The sequence below is a fragment of the Escherichia sp. AM3 genome (assembly GCF_032029835.1).
Classification (GTDB): domain Bacteria; phylum Pseudomonadota; class Gammaproteobacteria; order Enterobacterales; family Enterobacteriaceae; genus Escherichia; species Escherichia coli.
Genome location: NZ_JAVUPQ010000004.1, coordinates 123,145 through 138,651, shown reverse-complemented (window position 1 = coordinate 138,651; position 15,507 = coordinate 123,145). Strand labels below are relative to the sequence as shown.

Sequence of the window (15,507 nt, the reverse complement as noted above, 5' to 3'; positions counted from 1 at the left end):
AATCGGTGGAGCTGCATGACAAAGTCATCGGGCATTATCTGAACATAAAACACTATCAATAAGTTGGAGTCATTACCATGAATGTCTGGTTTATTCTGCATTTTTTATTGAATGTAGAATTTTATTCTGAATGTGTGGGCTCTCTATTTTAGGATTAATTAAAAAAATAGAGAAATTGCTGTAAGTTGTGGGATTCAGCCGATTTATTATCAATTTAATCCTCTGTAATGGAGGATTTTATCGTTTCTTTTCACCTTTCCTCCTGTTTATTCTTATTACCCCGTGTTTATGTCTCTGGCTGCCAATTGCTTAAGCAAGATCGGACGGTTAATGTGTTTTACACATTTTTTCCGTCAAACAGTGAGGCAGGCCATGGAGATGTTGTCTGGAGCCGAGATGGTCGTCCGATCGCTTATCGATCAGGGCGTTAAACAAGTATTCGGTTATCCCGGAGGCGCAGTCCTTGATATTTATGATGCATTGCATACCGTGGGTGGTATTGATCATGTATTAGTTCGTCATGAGCAGGCGGCGGTGCATATGGCCGATGGCCTGGCGCGCGCGACCGGGGAAGTCGGCGTCGTGCTGGTAACGTCGGGTCCAGGGGCGACCAATGCGATTACTGGCATCGCCACCGCTTATATGGATTCCATTCCATTAGTTGTCCTTTCCGGGCAGGTAGCGACCTCGTTGATAGGTTACGATGCCTTTCAGGAGTGCGACATGGTGGGGATTTCGCGACCGGTGGTTAAACACAGTTTTCTGGTTAAGCAAACGGAAGACATTCCGCAGGTGCTGAAAAAGGCTTTCTGGCTGGCGGCAAGTGGTCGCCCAGGACCAGTAGTCGTTGATTTACCGAAAGATATTCTTAATCCGGCGAACAAATTACCCTATGTCTGGCCGGAGTCGGTCAGTATGCGTTCTTACAATCCCACTACTACCGGACATAAAGGGCAAATTAAGCGTGCTCTGCAAACGCTGGTAGCGGCAAAAAAACCGGTTGTCTACGTAGGCGGTGGGGCAATCACGGCGGGCTGCCATCAGCAGTTGAAAGAAACGGTGGAGGCGTTGAATCTGCCCGTTGTTTGCTCATTGATGGGGCTGGGGGCGTTTCCGGCAACGCATCGTCAGGCACTGGGCATGCTGGGAATGCACGGTACCTACGAAGCCAATATGACGATGCATAACGCGGATGTGATTTTCGCCGTCGGGGTACGATTTGATGACCGAACGACGAACAATCTGGCAAAGTACTGCCCAAATGCCACTGTTCTGCATATCGATATTGATCCTACTTCCATTTCTAAAACCGTGACTGCGGATATCCCGATTGTGGGGGATGCTCGCCAGGTCCTCGAACAAATGCTTGAACTCTTGTCGCAAGAATCCGCCCATCAACCACTGGATGAGATCCGCGACTGGTGGCAGCAAATTGAACAGTGGCGCGCTCGTCAGTGCCTGAAATATGACACTCACAGTGAAAAGATTAAACCGCAGGCGGTGATCGAGACTCTTTGGCGGTTGACGAAGGGAGACGCTTACGTGACGTCCGATGTCGGGCAGCACCAGATGTTTGCTGCACTTTATTATCCATTCGACAAACCGCGTCGCTGGATCAATTCCGGTGGCCTCGGCACGATGGGTTTTGGTTTACCTGCGGCACTGGGCGTCAAAATGGCGTTGCCAGAAGAAACCGTGGTTTGCGTCACTGGCGACGGCAGTATTCAGATGAACATCCAGGAACTGTCTACCGCGTTGCAATACGAGTTGCCCGTACTGGTGGTGAATCTCAATAACCGCTATCTGGGGATGGTGAAGCAGTGGCAGGACATGATCTATTCCGGCCGTCATTCACAATCTTATATGCAATCGCTACCCGATTTCGTCCGTCTGGCGGAAGCCTATGGGCATGTCGGGATCCAGATTTCTCATCCGCATGAGCTGGAAAGCAAACTTAGCGAGGCGCTGGAACAGGTGCGCAATAATCGCCTGGTGTTTGTTGATGTTACCGTCGATGGCAGCGAGCACGTCTACCCGATGCAGATTCGCGGGGGCGGAATGGATGAAATGTGGTTAAGCAAAACGGAGAGAACCTGATTATGCGCCGGATATTATCAGTCTTACTCGAAAATGAATCAGGCGCGTTATCCCGCGTGATTGGCCTTTTTTCCCAGCGTGGCTACAACATTGAAAGCCTGACCGTTGCGCCAACCGACGATCCGACATTATCGCGTATGACCATCCAGACCGTGGGCGATGAAAAAGTACTTGAGCAGATCGAAAAGCAATTACACAAGCTGGTCGATGTCTTGCGCGTGAGTGAGTTGGGGCAGGGCGCGCATGTTGAGCGGGAAATCATGCTGGTGAAAATTCAGGCCAGCGGTTACGGGCGTGACGAAGTGAAACGTAATACGGAAATATTCCGTGGGCAAATTATCGATGTCACACCCTCGCTTTATACCGTTCAATTAGCAGGCACCAGCGGTAAGCTTGATGCATTTTTAGCATCGATTCGCGATGTGGCGAAAATTGTGGAGGTTGCTCGCTCTGGTGTGGTCGGACTTTCGCGCGGCGATAAAATAATGCGTTGAGAATGATCTCAATGCGCAATTTACAGCCCAACATGTCACGTTGGGCTTTTTTTGCGAAATCAGTGGGAACCTGGAATAAAAGCAGTTGCCGCAGTTAATTTTCTGCGCTTAGATGTTAATGAATTTAACCCATACCAGTACAATGGCTATGGTTTTTACATTTTACGCAAGGGGCAATTGTGAAACTGGATGAAATCGCTCGGCTGGCGGGAGTGTCGCGGACCACTGCAAGCTATGTTATTAACGGCAAAGCGAAGCAATACCGTGTGAGCGACAAAACCGTTGAAAAAGTCATGGCTGTGGTGCGTGAGCACAATTACCACCCGAACGCCGTGGCAGCTGGGCTTCGTGCTGGACGCACACGTTCTATTGGTCTTGTGATCCCCGATCTGGAGAACACCAGCTATACCCGCATCGCTAACTATCTTGAACGCCAGGCGCGGCAACGGGGTTATCAACTGCTGATTGCCTGCTCAGAAGATCAGCCAGACAACGAAATGCGGTGCATTGAGCACCTTTTACAGCGTCAGGTTGATGCCATTATTGTTTCGACGTCGTTGCCTCCTGAGCATCCTTTTTATCAACGCTGGGCTAACGACCCGTTCCCGATTGTCGCGCTGGACCGCGCCCTCGATCGTGAACACTTCACCAGCGTGGTTGGTGCCGATCAGGATGATGCCGAAATGCTGGCGGAAGAGTTACGTAAGTTTCCCGCCGAGACGGTGCTTTATCTTGGTGCGCTACCGGAGCTTTCTGTCAGCTTCCTGCGTGAACAAGGTTTCCGTACTGCCTGGAAAGATGATCCGCGCGAAGTGCATTTCCTGTATGCCAACAGCTATGAGCGGGAGGCGGCTGCCCAGTTATTCGAAAAATGGCTGGAAACGCATCCGATGCCGCAGGCGCTGTTCACAACGTCGTTTGCGTTGTTGCAAGGAGTGATGGATGTCACGCTGCGTCGCGACGGCAAACTGCCTTCTGACCTGGCAATTGCCACCTTTGGCGATAACGAACTGCTCGACTTCTTACAGTGTCCGGTGCTGGCAGTGGCTCAACGTCACCGCGATGTCGCAGAGCGTGTGCTGGAGATTGTCCTGGCAAGCCTGGACGAACCGCGTAAGCCAAAACCTGGTTTAACGCGCATTAAACGTAATCTCTATCGCCGCGGCGTGCTCAGCCGTAGCTAAGCCGCGAACAAAAATACGCGCCAGGTGAATTTCCCTCTGGCGCGTAGAGTACGGGAATGGACATCAATATCCTTAAAGTAAATAAGACTATTCCTGACTATTATTGATAAGTTCTTTTAAACCCGCCCGTTAATTAACTCACCAGCTGAAATTCACAATAATTAAGTGATATCGACAGCGCGTTTTTGCATTATTTTGTTACATGCAGAGATGAATTGCCGATTTAACAAGCACTTTTCTTTGCTTTTGCGCAAACCCGCTGGCATCAAGCGCCACACAGACGCAACAGGGACTGTTAACCGGGGAAGATATGTCCTAAAATGCCGCTCGCGTCGCAAACTGACACTTTATATTTGCTGTGGAAAATAGTGAGTCATTTTAAAACGGTGATGACGATGAGGGATTTTTTCTTACAGCTATTCATAACGTTAATTTGCTGCGCACGTTGGACGTAAAATAAACAACGCTGATATTAGCCGTAAACATCGGGTTTTTTACCTCGGTATGCCTTGTGACTGGCTTGACAAGCTTTTCCTCCGCTCCGTAAACTCCTTTCAGTGGGAAATTGTGGGGCAAAGTGGGAATAAGGGGTGAGGCTGGCATGTTCCGGGGAGCAACGTTAGTCAATCTCGACAGCAAAGGGCGCTTATCAGTGCCTACCCGTTACCGGGAACAGCTGCTTGAGAACGCTGCCGGTCAAATGGTTTGCACCATTGACATTCATCACCCGTGCCTGCTGCTTTACCCCCTGCCTGAATGGGAAATTATCGAGCAAAAATTATCGCGTCTGTCGAGCATGAACCCGGTTGAGCGCCGTGTGCAGCGCCTACTGTTAGGTCATGCCAGCGAATGTCAGATGGATGGCGCAGGTCGATTGTTAATCGCGCCAGTACTGCGGCAACATGCCGGGCTGACAAAAGAAGTGATGCTGGTTGGACAGTTCAACAAGTTTGAGCTGTGGGATGAAACAACCTGGCATCAACAGGTCAAGGAAGATATCGACGCAGAGCAGTTGGCTACCGGAGACTTATCGGAGCGACTGCAGGACTTGTCTCTATAAAATGATGGAAAACTATAAACATACTACGGTGCTGTTGGATGAAGCCGTTAATGGCCTCAATATCCGTCCTGATGGCATCTACATTGATGGGACTTTTGGTCGCGGTGGTCACTCACGTCTGATCCTCTCGCAGCTTGGCGAAGAGGGGCGTTTGCTGGCGATCGATCGCGACCCGCAGGCTATCGCCGTTGCGAAGACTATTGATGATCCGCGCTTCTCCATCATCCACGGACCTTTTTCCGCGCTGGGCGAATACGTTGCCGAGCGCGATCTTATCGGCAAGATCGACGGCATTCTCCTCGATCTTGGCGTCTCTTCACCGCAACTTGATGATGCTGAGCGCGGCTTTTCCTTTATGCGCGATGGTCCGCTGGACATGCGTATGGACCCAACCCGTGGGCAGTCAGCCGCTGAATGGCTACAAACCGCAGAAGAAGCCGATATCGCCTGGGTATTGAAAACCTATGGTGAAGAGCGTTTTGCCAAACGCATTGCCCGCGCCATTGTCGAGCGTAACCGCGAACAGCCGATGACCCGCACCAAAGAACTGGCGGAAGTCGTGGCTGCTGCAACGCCGGTGAAAGATAAGTTTAAACATCCCGCGACCCGTACCTTCCAGGCGGTGCGCATTTGGGTAAACAGTGAACTGGAGGAGATAGAGCAGGCGCTAAAAAGCTCGCTCAACGTGCTGGCCCCGGGTGGGCGGCTTTCGATCATCAGCTTCCACTCGCTGGAAGACCGTATTGTGAAACGTTTTATGCGTGAAAACAGCCGCGGTCCGCAAGTTCCGGCAGGGTTACCGATGACTGAAGAGCAGCTCAAAAAACTGGGTGGCCGTCAGCTGCGAGCACTAGGCAAGTTAATGCCGGGCGAAGAAGAGGTGGCTGAGAACCCTCGTGCCCGTAGTTCAGTTCTGCGTATTGCAGAGAGGACGAATGCATGATCAGCAGAGTGACAGAAGCTCTAAGCAAAGTTAAAGGATCGATGGGAAGCCACGAGCGCCATGCATTGCCTGGTGTTATCGGTGACGATCTTTTGCGATTTGGGAAGCTGCCACTCTGCCTGTTCATTTGCATTATTTTGACGGCGGTGACTGTGGTAACCACGGCGCACCATACCCGTTTACTGACCGCTCAGCGCGAACAACTGGTGCTGGAGCGAGATGCTTTAGACATTGAATGGCGCAACCTGATCCTTGAAGAGAATGCGCTCGGCGACCATAGCCGGGTGGAAAGGATCGCCACGGAAAAGCTGCAAATGCAGCATGTTGATCCGTCACAAGAAAATATCGTAGTGCAAAAATAAGGATAAACGCGACGCATGAAAGCAGCGGCGAAAACGCAGAAACCAAAACGTCAGGAAGAACATGCCAACTTTATCAGTTGGCGTTTTGCGTTGTTATGCGGCTGTATTCTCCTGGCGCTGGCTTTTCTGCTCGGACGCGTAGCGTGGTTACAAGTTATCTCCCCGGATATGCTGGTGAAAGAGGGCGACATGCGTTCTCTTCGCGTTCAGCAAGTTTCCACCTCCCGCGGCATGATTACTGACCGTTCTGGTCGCCCGTTAGCGGTGAGCGTGCCGGTAAAAGCGATTTGGGCTGACCCGAAAGAAGTGCATGACGCTGGCGGTATCAGCGTCGGTGACCGCTGGAAGGCGCTGGCTAACGCGCTCAATATTCCGCTGGATCAGCTTTCAGCCCGCATTAACGCCAACCCGAAAGGGCGCTTTATTTATCTGGCGCGTCAGGTGAACCCTGACATGGCGGACTACATCAAAAAACTGAAACTGCCGGGGATTCATCTGCGTGAAGAGTCTCGCCGTTACTATCCGTCCGGCGAAGTGACTGCTCACCTCATCGGCTTTACTAACGTCGATAGTCAAGGGATTGAGGGCGTTGAGAAGAGTTTCGATAAATGGCTTACCGGGCAGCCGGGTGAGCGCATTGTGCGTAAAGACCGCTATGGTCGCGTAATTGAAGATATTTCTTCTACTGACAGCCAGGCAGCGCACAACTTGGCGCTGAGTATTGATGAACGCCTGCAGGCGCTGGTTTATCGCGAACTGAACAACGCGGTGGCCTTTAACAAGGCTGAGTCCGGTAGCGCCGTGCTGGTGGATGTCAACACCGGTGAAGTGCTGGCGATGGCTAACAGCCCGTCATACAACCCAAATAATCTGAGCGGCACGCCGAAAGAGGCGATGCGTAACCGTACCATCACCGACGTGTTTGAACCGGGCTCAACGGTTAAACCGATGGTGGTGATGACCGCGTTGCAACGTGGCGTGGTGCGAGAAAACTCGGTACTCAATACCGTTCCTTATCGAATTAACGGCCACGAAATCAAAGACGTGGCACGCTACAGCGAATTAACCCTGACCGGGGTATTACAGAAGTCGAGTAACGTCGGTGTTTCCAAGCTGGCGTTAGCGATGCCGTCCTCAGCGTTAGTAGATACTTACTCACGTTTTGGACTGGGAAAAGCGACCAATTTGGGGTTGGTCGGAGAACGCAGTGGCTTATATCCTCAAAAACAACGGTGGTCTGACATAGAGAGGGCCACCTTCTCTTTCGGCTACGGGCTAATGGTAACACCGTTACAGTTAGCGCGAGTCTACGCAACTATCGGCAGCTACGGCATTTATCGCCCACTGTCGATTACCAAAGTTGACCCCCCGGTTCCCGGTGAACGTGTCTTCCCGGAATCCATTGTCCGCACTGTGGTGCATATGATGGAAAGCGTGGCGCTACCGGGCGGCGGCGGCGTGAAGGCGGCGATTAAAGGCTATCGTATCGCCATTAAAACCGGTACCGCGAAAAAGGTCGGGCCGGACGGTCGCTACATCAATAAATATATTGCTTATACCGCAGGCGTTGCGCCTGCGAGTCAGCCGCGCTTCGCGCTGGTTGTTGTTATCAACGATCCGCAGGCGGGTAAATACTACGGCGGCGCCGTTTCCGCGCCGGTCTTTGGTGCCATCATGGGCGGCGTATTGCGTACCATGAACATCGAGCCGGATGCGCTGACAACGGGCGATAAAAATGAATTTGTGATTAATCAAGGCGAGGGGACAGGTGGCAGATCGTAATTTGCGCGACCTTCTTGCTCCGTGGGTGCCAGACGCACCTTCGCGAGCACTGCGAGAGATGACACTCGACAGCCGTGTGGCTGCGGCGGGCGATCTCTTTGTAGCTGTAGTAGGTCATCAGGCGGACGGGCGTCGATATATCCCGCAGGCGATAGCGCAAGGTGTGGCTGCCATTATTGCAGAGGCGAAAGATGAGGCGACCGACGGTGAAATCCGTGAAATGCACGGCGTACCGGTCATCTATCTCAGCCAGCTCAATGAGCGTTTATCTGCACTGGCGGGCCGCTTTTACCATGAACCCTCTGACAATTTACGTCTCGTAGGCGTAACGGGCACCAACGGCAAAACCACGACGACCCAGCTGCTGGCGCAGTGGAGCCAACTGCTTGGCGAAACCAGCGCGGTAATGGGCACCGTTGGTAACGGTCTGCTGGGGAAAGTGATCCCGACAGAAAATACTACCGGTTCGGCAGTCGATGTTCAGCATGAGCTGGCGGGGCTGGTGGATCAGGGCGCGACTTTTTGCGCAATGGAAGTTTCCTCCCACGGGCTGGTACAGCACCGTGTGGCGGCATTGAAATTTGCGGCGTCGGTCTTTACCAACTTAAGCCGCGATCACCTTGATTATCATGGTGATATGGAACACTACGAAGCTGCGAAATGGCTGCTTTATTCTGAACATCATTGCGGTCAGGCGATTATTAACGCCGACGATGAAGTGGGCCGCCGCTGGCTGGCAAAACTGCCGGACGCGGTTGCGGTATCAATGGAAGATCATATCAATCCGAACTGTCACGGACGCTGGTTGAAAGCGACCGAAGTGAACTATCACGACAGCGGTGCGACGATTCGCTTTAGCTCAAGTTGGGGCGATGGCGAAATTGAAAGCCATCTGATGGGCGCTTTTAACGTCAGCAACCTGCTGCTCGCGCTGGCGACACTGTTGGCACTCGGCTATCCACTGGCTGATCTGCTGAAAACCGCCGCGCGTCTGCAACCGGTTTGCGGACGTATGGAAGTGTTCACTGCGCCAGGCAAACCGACGGTGGTGGTGGATTACGCGCATACGCCGGATGCACTGGAAAAAGCCTTACAGGCGGCGCGTCTGCACTGTGCGGGCAAGCTGTGGTGTGTCTTTGGCTGTGGTGGCGATCGCGATAAAGGTAAGCGTCCACTGATGGGCGCAATTGCCGAAGAGTTTGCTGACGTGGCGGTGGTGACGGACGATAACCCGCGTACCGAAGAACCGCGTGCCATCATCAACGATATTCTGGCGGGAATGTTAGATGCCGGACATGCCAAAGTGATGGAAGGCCGTGCTGAAGCGGTGACTTGCGCCGTTATGCAGGCTAAAGAGAATGATGTGGTACTGGTCGCGGGCAAAGGCCATGAAGATTACCAGATTGTTGGCAATCAGCGTCTGGACTACTCCGATCGCGTCACGGTGGCGCGTCTGCTGGGGGTGATTGCATGATTAGCGTAACCCTTAGCCAACTTACCGACATTCTCAACGGTGAACTGCAAGGTGCAGATATCACCCTTGATGCTGTAACCACTGATACCCGAAAACTGACGCCGGGCTGCCTGTTTGTTGCCCTGAAAGGCGAACGTTTTGATGCCCACGATTTTGCCGACCAGGCGAAAGCTGGCGGCGCAGGCGCACTACTGGTTAGCCGTCCGCTGGACATCGACCTGCCGCAGTTAATCGTCAAGGATACGCGTCTGGCGTTTGGTGAACTGGCTGCATGGGTTCGCCAGCAAGTTCCGGCGCGCGTGGTTGCTCTGACGGGGTCCTCCGGCAAAACCTCCGTTAAAGAGATGACGGCGGCGATTTTAAGCCAGTGCGGCAACACGCTTTATACGGCAGGCAATCTCAACAACGACATCGGTGTACCGATGACGCTGTTGCGCTTAACGCCGGAATACGATTACGCAGTTATTGAACTTGGCGCGAACCATCAGGGCGAAATAGCCTGGACTGTGAGTCTGACTCGCCCGGAAGCTGCGCTGGTCAACAACCTGGCAGCGGCGCATCTGGAAGGTTTTGGCTCGCTTGCGGGTGTCGCGAAAGCGAAAGGTGAAATCTTTAGCGGCCTGCCGGAAAACGGTATCGCCATTATGAACGCCGACAACAACGACTGGCTGAACTGGCAGAGCGTAATTGGCTCACGCAAAGTGTGGCGTTTCTCACCCAATGCCGCCAACAGCGATTTCACCGCCACCAATATCCATGTGACCTCGCACGGTACGGAATTTACCCTACAAACCCCAACCGGTAGCGTCGATGTTCTGCTGCCGTTGCCGGGGCGTCACAATATTGCGAATGCGCTGGCAGCCGCTGCGCTCTCCATGTCCGTGGGCGCAACGCTTGATGCTATCAAAGCGGGGCTGGCAAATCTGAAAGCTGTTCCAGGCCGTCTGTTCCCCATCCAACTGGCAGAAAACCAGTTGCTGCTCGACGACTCCTACAACGCCAATGTCGGTTCAATGACTGCAGCAGTCCAGGTACTGGCTGAAATGCCGGGCTACCGCGTGCTGGTGGTGGGCGATATGGCGGAACTGGGCGCTGAAAGCGAAGCCTGCCATGTACAGGTGGGCGAGGCGGCAAAAGCTGCTGGTATTGACCGCGTGTTAAGCGTGGGTAAACAAAGCCATGCTATCAGCACCGCCAGCGGCGTTGGCGAACATTTTGCTGATAAAACTGCGTTAATTACGCGTCTTAAATCACTGATTGCTGAGCAACAGGTAATTACGATTTTAGTTAAGGGTTCACGTAGTGCCGCCATGGAAGAGGTAGTACGCGCTTTACAGGAGAATGGGACATGTTAGTTTGGCTGGCCGAACATTTGGTCAAATATTATTCCGGCTTTAACGTCTTTTCCTATCTGACGTTTCGCGCCATCGTCAGCCTGCTGACCGCGCTGTTCATCTCATTGTGGATGGGCCCGCGTATGATTGCTCATTTGCAAAAACTTTCCTTTGGTCAGGTGGTGCGTAACGACGGTCCTGAATCACACTTCAGCAAGCGCGGTACGCCGACCATGGGCGGGATTATGATCCTGACGGCGATTGTGATCTCCGTACTGCTGTGGGCTTACCCGTCCAATCCGTACGTCTGGTGCGTGTTGGTGGTGCTGGTAGGTTACGGTGTTATTGGCTTTGTTGATGATTATCGCAAAGTGGTGCGTAAAGACACCAAAGGGTTGATCGCTCGTTGGAAGTATTTCTGGATGTCGGTCATTGCGCTGGGTGTCGCCTTCGCCCTGTACCTTGCCGGCAAAGACACGCCCGCAACGCAGCTGGTGGTCCCATTCTTTAAAGATGTGATGCCGCAGCTGGGGCTGTTCTACATTCTGCTGGCTTACTTCGTCATTGTGGGTACTGGCAACGCGGTAAACCTGACCGATGGTCTCGACGGCCTGGCAATTATGCCGACCGTATTTGTCGCCGGTGGTTTTGCGCTGGTGGCGTGGGCGACCGGCAATATGAACTTTGCCAGCTACTTGCATATACCGTATCTGCGACACGCCGGGGAACTGGTTATTGTCTGTACCGCGATAGTCGGGGCAGGACTGGGCTTCCTGTGGTTTAACACCTATCCGGCGCAGGTCTTTATGGGCGATGTAGGTTCGCTGGCGTTAGGTGGTGCGTTAGGCATTATCGCCGTACTGCTACGTCAGGAATTCCTGCTGGTGATTATGGGGGGCGTGTTCGTGGTAGAAACGCTTTCTGTCATCCTGCAGGTCGGCTCCTTTAAACTGCGCGGACAACGTATTTTCCGCATGGCACCGATTCATCACCACTATGAACTGAAAGGCTGGCCGGAACCGCGCGTCATTGTGCGTTTCTGGATTATTTCGCTGATGCTGGTTCTGATTGGTCTGGCAACGCTGAAGGTACGTTAATCATGGCTGATTATCAGGGTAAAAATGTCGTCATTATCGGCCTGGGCCTCACCGGGCTTTCCTGCGTGGACTTTTTCCTCGCTCGCGGTGTGACGCCGCGCGTTATGGATACGCGTATGACACCGCCTGGCCTGGATAAATTACCCGAAGCCGTAGAACGCCACACGGGCAGTCTGAATGATGAATGGCTGATGGCGGCAGATCTGATTGTCGCCAGTCCCGGTATTGCACTGGCGCATCCATCCTTAAGCGCTGCCGCTGATGCCGGAATCGAAATCGTTGGCGATATCGAGCTGTTCTGTCGCGAAGCACAAGCACCGATTGTGGCGATTACCGGTTCTAACGGCAAAAGCACGGTCACCACGCTAGTGGGTGAAATGGCGAAAGCGGCGGGGGTTAACGTTGGTGTGGGTGGCAATATTGGCCTGCCTGCGTTGATGCTACTGGATGATGAGTGTGAACTGTACGTGCTGGAACTGTCGAGCTTCCAGCTGGAAACCACCTCCAGCTTACAGGCGGTAGCAGCGACCATTCTGAACGTGACTGAAGATCATATGGATCGCTATCCGTTTGGTTTACAACAGTATCGTGCAGCAAAACTGCGCATTTACGAAAACGCGAAAGTTTGCGTGGTTAATGCTGATGATGCCTTAACAATGCCGATTCGCGGTGCGGATGAACGCTGCGTCAGCTTTGGCGTCAACATGGGTGACTATCACCTGAATCATCAGCAGGGCGAAACCTGGCTGCGGGTTAAAGGCGAGAAAGTGCTGAATGTGAAAGAGATGAAACTTTCCGGGCAGCATAACTACACCAATGCGCTGGCGGCGCTGGCGCTGGCAGATGCTGCAGGGTTACCGCGTGCCAGCAGCCTGAAAGCGTTAACCACATTCACTGGTCTGCCGCATCGCTTTGAAGTTGTGCTGGAGCATAACGGCGTACGTTGGATTAACGATTCGAAAGCGACCAACGTCGGCAGTACGGAAGCGGCGCTGAATGGCCTGCACGTAGACGGCACACTGCATTTGTTGCTGGGTGGCGATGGTAAATCGGCGGACTTTAGCCCACTGGCGCGTTACCTGAATGGCGATAACGTACGTCTGTATTGTTTCGGTCGTGACGGCGCGCAGCTGGCGGCGCTACGCCCGGAAGTGGCAGAACAAACCGAAACTATGGAACAGGCGATGCGCTTGCTGGCTCCGCGTGTTCAGCCGGGCGATATGGTTCTGCTCTCCCCAGCCTGTGCCAGCCTTGATCAGTTCAAGAACTTTGAACAACGAGGCAATGAGTTTGCCCGTCTGGCGAAGGAGTTAGGTTGATGCGTTTATCTCTCCCTCGCCTGAAAATGCCGCGCCTGCCAGGATTCAGTATCCTGGTCTGGATCTTCACGGCGCTAAAGGGCTGGGTGATGGGCTCGCGGGAAAAAGATACCGACAGCCTGATCATGTACGATCGCACCTTACTGTGGCTGACCTTCGGCCTCGCGGCGATTGGCTTTATCATGGTGACCTCGGCGTCAATGCCCATAGGGCAACGCTTAACCAACGATCCGTTCTTCTTCGCGAAGCGTGATGGTGTCTATCTGATTTTGGCGTTTATTCTGGCGATCATTACGCTGCGTCTGCCGATGGAGTTCTGGCAACGCTACAGTGCCACGATGCTGCTCGGATCTATCATCCTGCTGATGATCGTCCTGGTAGTGGGTAGCTCGGTTAAAGGGGCATCGCGTTGGATCGATCTCGGTTTGCTGCGTATCCAGCCTGCGGAGCTGACAAAACTGTCGCTGTTTTGCTATATCGCCAACTATCTGGTGCGTAAAGGCGACGAAGTACGTAATAACCTGCGCGGCTTCCTGAAACCGATGGGCGTGATTCTGGTGTTGGCAGTGTTACTGCTGGCACAGCCAGACCTTGGTACGGTGGTGGTGTTGTTTGTGACTACGCTGGCGATGTTGTTCCTGGCGGGAGCGAAATTGTGGCAGTTCATTGCCATTATCGGTATGGGCATTTCAGCGGTTGTGTTGCTGATACTCGCCGAACCGTACCGTATCCGCCGTGTTACCGCATTCTGGAACCCGTGGGAAGATCCCTTTGGCAGCGGCTATCAGTTAACGCAATCGCTGATGGCGTTTGGTCGCGGCGAACTTTGGGGGCAAGGTTTAGGTAACTCGGTACAAAAACTGGAGTATCTGCCGGAAGCGCACACTGACTTTATTTTCGCCATTATCGGCGAAGAACTGGGGTATGTCGGTGTGGTGCTGGCACTTTTAATGGTATTCTTCGTCGCTTTTCGCGCGATGTCGATTGGCCGTAAAGCATTAGAAATTGACCACCGTTTTTCCGGTTTTCTCGCCTGTTCTATTGGCATCTGGTTTAGCTTCCAGGCGCTGGTTAACGTAGGCGCGGCGGCGGGGATGTTACCGACCAAAGGTCTGACATTGCCGCTGATCAGTTACGGTGGTTCGAGCTTACTGATTATGTCGACAGCCATCATGATGCTGTTGCGTATTGATTATGAAACGCGTCTGGAGAAAGCGCAGGCGTTTGTACGAGGTTCACGATGAGTGGTCAAGGAAAGCGATTAATGGTGATGGCAGGCGGAACCGGTGGACATGTATTCCCGGGACTGGCGGTTGCGCACCATCTAATGGCTCAGGGTTGGCAAGTTCGCTGGCTGGGGACTGCCGACCGTATGGAAGCGGACTTAGTGCCAAAACATGGCATCGAAATTGATTTCATTCGTATCTCTGGTCTGCGTGGAAAAGGTATAAAAGCACTGATAGCTGCCCCGCTGCGTATCTTCAACGCCTGGCGTCAGGCGCGGGCGATTATGAAAGCGTACAAACCTGACGTGGTGCTCGGTATGGGAGGCTACGTGTCAGGTCCAGGTGGTCTGGCCGCGTGGTCGTTAGGCATTCCGGTTGTACTTCATGAACAAAACGGTATTGCGGGCTTAACCAATAAATGGCTGGCGAAGATTGCCACCAAAGTGATGCAGGCGTTTCCAGGTGCTTTCCCTAATGCGGAAGTAGTGGGTAACCCGGTGCGTACCGATGTGTTGGCGCTGCCGTTGCCGCAGCAACGTTTGGCTGGACGTGAAGGTCCGGTTCGTGTGCTGGTAGTGGGTGGTTCTCAGGGCGCACGCATTCTTAACCAGACAATGCCGCAGGTTGCTGCGAAACTGGGTGATTCAGTCACTATCTGGCATCAGAGCGGCAAAGGTTCGCAACAATCCGTTGAACAGGCGTATGCCGAAGCGGGGCAACCGCAGCATAAAGTGACGGAATTTATTGATGATATGGCGGCGGCGTATGCGTGGGCGGATGTCGTCGTTTGCCGCTCCGGTGCGTTAACGGTGAGTGAAATCGCCGCGGCAGGACTACCGGCGTTGTTTGTGCCGTTTCAACATAAAGACCGCCAGCAATACTGGAATGCGCTACCGCTGGAAAAAGCGGGCGCAGCCAAAATTATCGAGCAGCCACAGCTTAGCGTGGATGCTGTCGCCAACACCCTGGCCGGGTGGTCGCGAGAAACCTTATTAACCATGGCAGAACGCGCCCGCGCTGCATCCATTCCGGATGCCACCGAGCGAGTGGCAAATGAAGTGAGCCGGGTTGCCCGGGCGTAATTGTAGCGATGCCTTTTGCATCGTATGAATTTAAGAAGTTAATGGCGTAAAGA

Annotated in this window: 16 protein-coding genes; 15 read left to right on the top strand and 1 reads right to left on the bottom strand. The window is 53.2% G+C overall.

All coding sequences use genetic code 11. From position 1 onward, the window contains the following. The coding region (locus RTW80_RS31240) for an IS1 family transposase (protein ID WP_071528444.1) at positions 1–62 on the top strand (62 nt) is incomplete at its 5' end. 147 nt (positions 63–209) lie between these two features. Here the strand turns inward: RTW80_RS31240 and RTW80_RS03635 are convergent. Continuing rightward, complete coding sequence (locus RTW80_RS03635) at positions 210–254, bottom strand: protein YabR (protein WP_120795371.1); 45 nt, start codon at positions 252–254, stop codon at positions 210–212. 118 nt (positions 255–372) lie between these two features. On the opposite strand from RTW80_RS03635, the gene ilvI reads away from it, so the two are divergent. The 14 genes from ilvI to murG all read left to right on the top strand — a co-directional run bounded on the left by ilvI (position 373) and on the right by murG (position 15,454). Then, positions 373–2,097 (top strand): acetolactate synthase 3 large subunit, encoded by a 1,725-nt coding sequence (gene ilvI, locus RTW80_RS03630; RefSeq protein ID WP_001295534.1) that lies wholly within the window; start codon positions 373–375, stop codon positions 2,095–2,097. A 2-nt stretch (positions 2,098–2,099) separates the two neighbouring features. After that, positions 2,100–2,591, top strand: a complete 492-nt coding sequence (gene ilvN, locus RTW80_RS03625) for an acetolactate synthase small subunit (protein WP_001300383.1) — start codon at positions 2,100–2,102, stop codon at positions 2,589–2,591. Positions 2,592–2,602: 11 nt separating this feature from the next. Then, entirely contained in the window at positions 2,603–2,689 is an 87-nt protein-coding gene (locus RTW80_RS03620; RefSeq protein ID WP_001303787.1) for a fruR/shl operon leader peptide, read from the top strand. Positions 2,690–2,770: 81 nt separating this feature from the next. Further along, positions 2,771–3,775, top strand: a complete 1,005-nt coding sequence (cra, locus tag RTW80_RS03615; RefSeq protein ID WP_000762401.1) for a catabolite repressor/activator — start codon at positions 2,771–2,773, stop codon at positions 3,773–3,775. Positions 3,776–4,376: 601 nt separating this feature from the next. Then, positions 4,377–4,835 (top strand): division/cell wall cluster transcriptional repressor MraZ, encoded by a 459-nt coding sequence (mraZ, locus tag RTW80_RS03610; RefSeq protein WP_001295770.1) that lies wholly within the window; start codon positions 4,377–4,379, stop codon positions 4,833–4,835. Between the two features lies 1 nt (position 4,836). Beyond that, entirely contained in the window at positions 4,837–5,778 is a 942-nt protein-coding gene (rsmH, locus tag RTW80_RS03605) for a 16S rRNA (cytosine(1402)-N(4))-methyltransferase RsmH (protein ID WP_000970479.1), read from the top strand. Continuing rightward, positions 5,775–6,140, top strand: coding sequence for a cell division protein FtsL (gene ftsL, locus RTW80_RS03600; RefSeq protein WP_000625658.1), 366 nt, complete (start codon positions 5,775–5,777; stop codon positions 6,138–6,140). The genes rsmH and ftsL overlap by 4 nt, the downstream gene beginning before the upstream one ends. A gap of 15 nt (positions 6,141–6,155) precedes the next feature. Further along, positions 6,156–7,922 carry a peptidoglycan glycosyltransferase FtsI gene (ftsI, locus tag RTW80_RS03595; RefSeq protein WP_000642204.1) on the top strand — a complete coding sequence of 589 codons (1,767 nt, stop codon included), beginning with the start codon at positions 6,156–6,158 and terminating at the stop codon, positions 7,920–7,922. Beyond that, the gene (gene murE, locus RTW80_RS03590; RefSeq protein WP_000785124.1) at positions 7,909–9,396 is read left to right on the top strand and encodes a UDP-N-acetylmuramoyl-L-alanyl-D-glutamate--2,6-diaminopimelate ligase; all 1,488 of its coding nucleotides are present in this window, start codon (positions 7,909–7,911) and stop codon (positions 9,394–9,396) included. The genes ftsI and murE overlap by 14 nt, the downstream gene beginning before the upstream one ends. Beyond that, a complete protein-coding gene (gene murF, locus RTW80_RS03585; RefSeq protein ID WP_000626688.1) occupies positions 9,393–10,751 on the top strand; it encodes a UDP-N-acetylmuramoyl-tripeptide--D-alanyl-D-alanine ligase in 1,359 nt (452 codons plus the stop codon). Before murE ends, murF begins: the two co-directional genes overlap by 4 nt. Beyond that, positions 10,745–11,827 (top strand): phospho-N-acetylmuramoyl-pentapeptide-transferase, encoded by a 1,083-nt coding sequence (gene mraY / locus RTW80_RS03580; protein WP_000964131.1) that lies wholly within the window; start codon positions 10,745–10,747, stop codon positions 11,825–11,827. Before murF ends, mraY begins: the two co-directional genes overlap by 7 nt. A 2-nt stretch (positions 11,828–11,829) precedes the next feature. Then, the gene (murD, locus tag RTW80_RS03575; protein ID WP_000796481.1) at positions 11,830–13,146 is read left to right on the top strand and encodes a UDP-N-acetylmuramoyl-L-alanine--D-glutamate ligase; all 1,317 of its coding nucleotides are present in this window, start codon (positions 11,830–11,832) and stop codon (positions 13,144–13,146) included. Continuing rightward, complete coding sequence (gene ftsW / locus RTW80_RS03570; RefSeq protein WP_032247710.1) at positions 13,146–14,390, top strand: cell division protein FtsW; 1,245 nt, start codon at positions 13,146–13,148, stop codon at positions 14,388–14,390. Before murD ends, ftsW begins: the two co-directional genes overlap by 1 nt. Further along, positions 14,387–15,454, top strand: coding sequence for an undecaprenyldiphospho-muramoylpentapeptide beta-N-acetylglucosaminyltransferase (murG, locus tag RTW80_RS03565; RefSeq protein WP_000016560.1), 1,068 nt, complete (start codon positions 14,387–14,389; stop codon positions 15,452–15,454). Before ftsW ends, murG begins: the two co-directional genes overlap by 4 nt. Positions 15,455–15,507: the final 53 nt, after the last annotated feature.

Coding starts and splice junctions, on each gene's coding strand:
- rsmH (WP_000970479.1), top strand. CDS start 4,837: ATGATGGAAAACTATAAACATACTACGGTGCTGTTGGATGAAGCCGTT.
- mraZ (WP_001295770.1), top strand. CDS start 4,377: ATGTTCCGGGGAGCAACGTTAGTCAATCTCGACAGCAAAGGGCGCTTA.
- RTW80_RS03620 (WP_001303787.1), top strand. CDS start 2,603: ATGCGCAATTTACAGCCCAACATGTCACGTTGGGCTTTTTTTGCGAAA.
- ftsI (WP_000642204.1), top strand. CDS start 6,156: ATGAAAGCAGCGGCGAAAACGCAGAAACCAAAACGTCAGGAAGAACAT.
- ilvN (WP_001300383.1), top strand. CDS start 2,100: ATGCGCCGGATATTATCAGTCTTACTCGAAAATGAATCAGGCGCGTTA.
- ftsL (WP_000625658.1), top strand. CDS start 5,775: ATGATCAGCAGAGTGACAGAAGCTCTAAGCAAAGTTAAAGGATCGATG.
- mraY (WP_000964131.1), top strand. CDS start 10,745: ATGTTAGTTTGGCTGGCCGAACATTTGGTCAAATATTATTCCGGCTTT.
- murF (WP_000626688.1), top strand. CDS start 9,393: ATGATTAGCGTAACCCTTAGCCAACTTACCGACATTCTCAACGGTGAA.
- ilvI (WP_001295534.1), top strand. CDS start 373: ATGGAGATGTTGTCTGGAGCCGAGATGGTCGTCCGATCGCTTATCGAT.
- ftsW (WP_032247710.1), top strand. CDS start 13,146: ATGCGTTTATCTCTCCCTCGCCTGAAAATGCCGCGCCTGCCAGGATTC.
- murG (WP_000016560.1), top strand. CDS start 14,387: ATGAGTGGTCAAGGAAAGCGATTAATGGTGATGGCAGGCGGAACCGGT.
- murD (WP_000796481.1), top strand. CDS start 11,830: ATGGCTGATTATCAGGGTAAAAATGTCGTCATTATCGGCCTGGGCCTC.